6 protein-coding genes and 1 pseudogene are annotated in these 3,806 nt (G+C 42.6%); 2 read left to right on the forward strand and 5 right to left on the reverse strand.

Going from position 1 to position 3,806, the window contains the following annotated elements; genetic code table 11:
- Window positions 1-99 (forward strand): annotated as a pseudogene (locus MiAbW_RS18765) (IS630 family transposase); the annotation flags it as partial.
- A 106-nt stretch (window positions 100-205) separates the two neighbouring features.
- On the opposite strand, the gene MiAbW_RS19690 reads toward MiAbW_RS18765, so the two are convergent.
- From MiAbW_RS19690 to MiAbW_RS18785, 5 genes are all read right to left on the reverse strand, one after another.
- On the reverse strand, window positions 206-376 hold the full coding sequence (locus MiAbW_RS19690; protein WP_172967403.1) for a hypothetical protein: 171 nt from the start codon (window positions 374-376) through the stop codon (window positions 206-208).
- 79 nt (window positions 377-455) lie between these two features.
- Window positions 456-881, reverse strand: coding sequence for a TerB family tellurite resistance protein (locus MiAbW_RS18770; RefSeq protein ID WP_151697313.1), 426 nt, complete (start codon window positions 879-881; stop codon window positions 456-458).
- Window positions 871-2,223, reverse strand: coding sequence for a 16S rRNA (cytosine(967)-C(5))-methyltransferase (locus MiAbW_RS18775; RefSeq protein ID WP_151697314.1), 1,353 nt, complete (start codon window positions 2,221-2,223; stop codon window positions 871-873). Before MiAbW_RS18775 ends, MiAbW_RS18770 begins: the two co-directional genes overlap by 11 nt.
- Window positions 2,220-2,813 (reverse strand): alpha/beta hydrolase, encoded by a 594-nt coding sequence (locus MiAbW_RS18780; protein WP_308477986.1) that lies wholly within the window; start codon window positions 2,811-2,813, stop codon window positions 2,220-2,222. Before MiAbW_RS18780 ends, MiAbW_RS18775 begins: the two co-directional genes overlap by 4 nt.
- A gap of 314 nt (window positions 2,814-3,127) precedes the next feature.
- The gene (locus MiAbW_RS18785) at window positions 3,128-3,478 is read right to left on the reverse strand and encodes a transposase (RefSeq protein ID WP_172967404.1); all 351 of its coding nucleotides are present in this window, start codon (window positions 3,476-3,478) and stop codon (window positions 3,128-3,130) included.
- A 72-nt stretch (window positions 3,479-3,550) separates the two neighbouring features.
- On the opposite strand from MiAbW_RS18785, the gene MiAbW_RS18790 reads away from it, so the two are divergent.
- Window positions 3,551-3,806, forward strand: a 256-nt coding sequence (locus MiAbW_RS18790) for a transposase family protein (protein ID WP_238707353.1), incomplete at its 3' end; no start/stop codon positions are given.

The raw sequence follows: 3,806 nt of genomic DNA on the forward strand, positions 1-3,806 counted from the left end.
GATATCGAACATGATTTTAGTGCATTAAAGAGGGCAAGAATGTATGCTCCTGTGGGGACACCCCTTGATGAAATTATTCGTACTTATTGTGTCGCCTAGTGTCTCGTTCTTATTTGAAATAACTATACCTTCGTTTTTTGGCAGCTCCTTGATGTACAATTTCATCAATCCACGACGCTGAGGAGAGCAATGTAGGAAGCGCTTCCTACAATGACGGCCATTTTCTCCGAAACACCGGTGACATGGACAGTTCCGCAAAGGAATGGACACTTCGGGTTACTAACACTGCGTCCATCAAGTCCATTACCGCGTCTTTGCCTGTTCCTAATAGTTTATAGGCCGCTTCTCGAAATTCCTGCAAGTTTTTCAAAGTCATTTTCGGGAAATTTAGTAATCTTACTTGATTTCCCGTTTTTTCTGCTCAAGCAGTTTTTTTGTACTGACTCTTGCTCAAATTAGTCTAAACTTGAGTAATTACTTTCAGTAATTGCCTTGTGGTACAATTTCTGAATTCCTGTCACTAATTTATCTAACATCGATCGATGGCTATCGTGAGTCGGATCGAAACTCTGCACTTTGGTTAATAATTTCGCTTCCTGTATATCCACGTCGTCATCGCTATAGATTAAAGTGCTAATCGATGCTAGTAGATCTTGATAGATTTCTGGACTAGGATTATCGCCTAAATAGGACTCTAACCATCGATAACATTCACCGGTTTTAACTGGTTTTAGTTCCGATAATAGTGGTTTTATCTCCGGATCATCATCAAGTTTTTCCCTCACAGCTACCTGTCGTAAATAATTTCTTTCTGATGGTTGAATGACACCATCAATCCAAGCAACACCGATGAGAATTTTCAGTAATTGTTTATTTTTCATCCCACACTTCCTTGACTAACTTAGCCATAAAAAAACCGTCTTGATTATGCCGATGGGGTAACACTTCGATCGCTCCCGTTTCTGTATAGTATTCTGAGACGCATGAATTAGAGTCAGGAGTGGCCATTTTCCAATCGGGATGAGCGACTAAAAACTGCTCGATCACTCTTTCATTTTCTAACGGATCGAGAGTACAGGTGGCATAAACTAAGATTCCCTTCGGTTTTACCCAAGTGGCAGCCGAAGCTAAAAGTTCCCCCTGTCGTTTGGCTAGTACAGGTAAATTTTCTGGTGTTTGTCGCCAACGTATATCAGGACGCTTGTGCAGGGTTCCCAATCCTGAACAGGGAGCATCGATTAGTACACGATCGGCGATGCCGCGCCACTGGGGACGATCGCGACTATCCCCTAGATGTATTTCGATCGCTTTTAAGTCTAATCTTTTAATATTGGCTTCTAACTGTCGTAAACGGGATGCCGTTTGATCACAGGCTAATATTCTACCTCGATCGCCCATTAATTCGGCAATATGAGTGGTTTTTCCCCCTGGTGCCGCGCAAGCGTCGATAATTGTCTCTCCGGGCTGGGGATCGAGCAGATAAGTGACTAATTGGGCGCTAATATCCTGTAGGGTGTAATTTCCGGCTCGAAATCCCTCTAAACGATCAATATTGCCTAAACCAGAGGTTAAACGGCAAGCTAGAGGTAATTTAAGATGATTAAAGGTTATATTGGCTGATTCTAACTCATTTTCTAGGGCTTCTCGGCTAGTTTTCAGGGGATTAATCCGAATATCGAGGTCAGGAGAGCGATTAAACCATTGACACAGTTGTTCCGTTTCCCTAACACTAAAGCGATCTAACCACAATTGCACCAACCAATCGGGGAAACTGTGGAGAATGCCCAATCTAGAAGCGGTATTTTCTGGCAAAATTAAAGGATCCTCGCCATTAGCAGTTAAACGGAGATATTGCCGCAGCATTCCGTTAACCACCGCCGCTAATTTGCCTAAATGACTGATTTTAGTTAATTCTACCGCCGTATTCACCGCCGCCGAGGGGGGAATCTGGGATAGATAACGCAGTTGATAAAGACCAATATGGAGAATTCGCCGTAAATCTGGGGGTTGCTGGGCTGCGGTTTTTTTCCCTAGGCGATCGAGCAGCACATCCAGAGTTCTTTGTCGGCGAACTATACCATAAACAATCTCCGTTGTCAAGGCTTTGTCAAGACAATTTAAGGAACTAGCGGACAAATGGCGATCAAGAGCGCGATCGGGATAGACGGAGGAGCGATCGATATCCCGTAAAATCAGCAAAGCAAGCTGACGAGCATTATTCATGCAGTTTCTAGACGATTGCGGAGGAATTGGCGTAAAATAGTCAGCGCTGGAATCGGGATTTCGTGGCCCATATTTAACTCGTGATATTCGACGTTAACCCCCAAACCAAGCAGTAAATCCCTGGCTTGACGAGCGGCAGCGATAGGAACGACGGGATCCTGCTTACCATGAACAATTAAGACATTTTGTGGTACCTGGGGATGGGGTTCACTGTGCAGATAACCACTCAAGGAACCCAATCCCGCCAAGGGTAAAGATAAACCCACATCCAGTGTCATCGCTCCTCCTTGGGAAAAACCGGTCAAAAAAGTCCGCTCTAGGGGAATGCCGGTGGTTGCTTCTAGGGAAATAATCCAATCGTGCAACTGTTGACGACTAGCGACTAAACCTTGATAATCGGAGGTTTCTAACGCATACCAGGCGCGTCCCCCCGGCACTTGCGGATGATCGAAGGGAGCATTGGGAAACAAAAATTGACAATCAGCCAGATCCAACATAGCCGCTAGGGGGGCCAGATCCATGGCATCCGCACCCCAACCGTGCAGCATGATCACTAGATAGCGAGCGGCATTTTCCGGGGAAGTGGGAATGAAAATCGGGTTAAAAGACAGAGTTTTTTCCTCGCAATTCTCTTTTTTCTCTATTCTATAGCGGTTTTCCCCGGTATGAGATAGCTGTTGGGGAGTCTTTTCAGTGATCAGTTTACTCACCCTCCCGCCAACTCTTGATCCTTGCCTCATGGCTCTCTTAGGTTGGTTGGGTAAAATGTATTCTAAGATACAGTCCTGCGGGCGAGCGACTGGAACGAACCATAAAGGAAACAAAGATTGAGCACTCCTATATAGTGCGCCTAAATCAATTGTGAAAAGGCATTGTATTTCTTAAGGTTAGGAAAATTAAATAATTAAAATTTGGCAAAAAACTCGAACAAGCGTTTAACCACTCGAAAATTTTTGGCCAACCAATAAAATCTTCTCAAAAGATTTTTTAACTGTAGCCAAATTGCTTCTACTGGATTTTCTTCGGGAGCGTATCGAGCAAATTTATGACAGGTAATCTGCCAATCTTCTGGGGATAAACCCTGATTTTGTTCAGTAATGAATTTGAGCATCTCTTCTCCCGCATGATAGGAAGCTTCATCCCAAATAATCAGTATTTTTCGCCCAGTATTGCTTTGAATTAGCTTTTTCAAGAAATCTACTGTATTCTCGACCTTTCCCGCTTTGTAAGGAGCTAAAATAAATTCTTTTCCCACTAGAACTCTCCATAATTTAATTAAATCACAATAATAGGATATAATAAAACAAATAGTAACTCAAAAAAAGCCATGAAAAACTACACTTGGGAATACATTAAAAAATATCCGAAACAAACTAAAAGACTATTAGGGATTGACTACCAACAACTAGAACAACTGATGGCACTTGGAAAACTTATACATCGGAAAAACCAATCAGAAATCGAAAAAACCAAAATTAGGATTAATCAACCAGGAAGCGGAACACCTCCTAAATTATCAGAAGAGGAACAAATTGTTCTAATGTTGGTTTATTTAAGACATAATCTAAGCTTTCAAATCTTAG

Source organism: Microcystis aeruginosa NIES-4325, from assembly GCF_008974145.1.
GTDB classification, from domain to species: Bacteria; Cyanobacteriota; Cyanobacteriia; order Cyanobacteriales; family Microcystaceae; genus Microcystis; species Microcystis aeruginosa_G.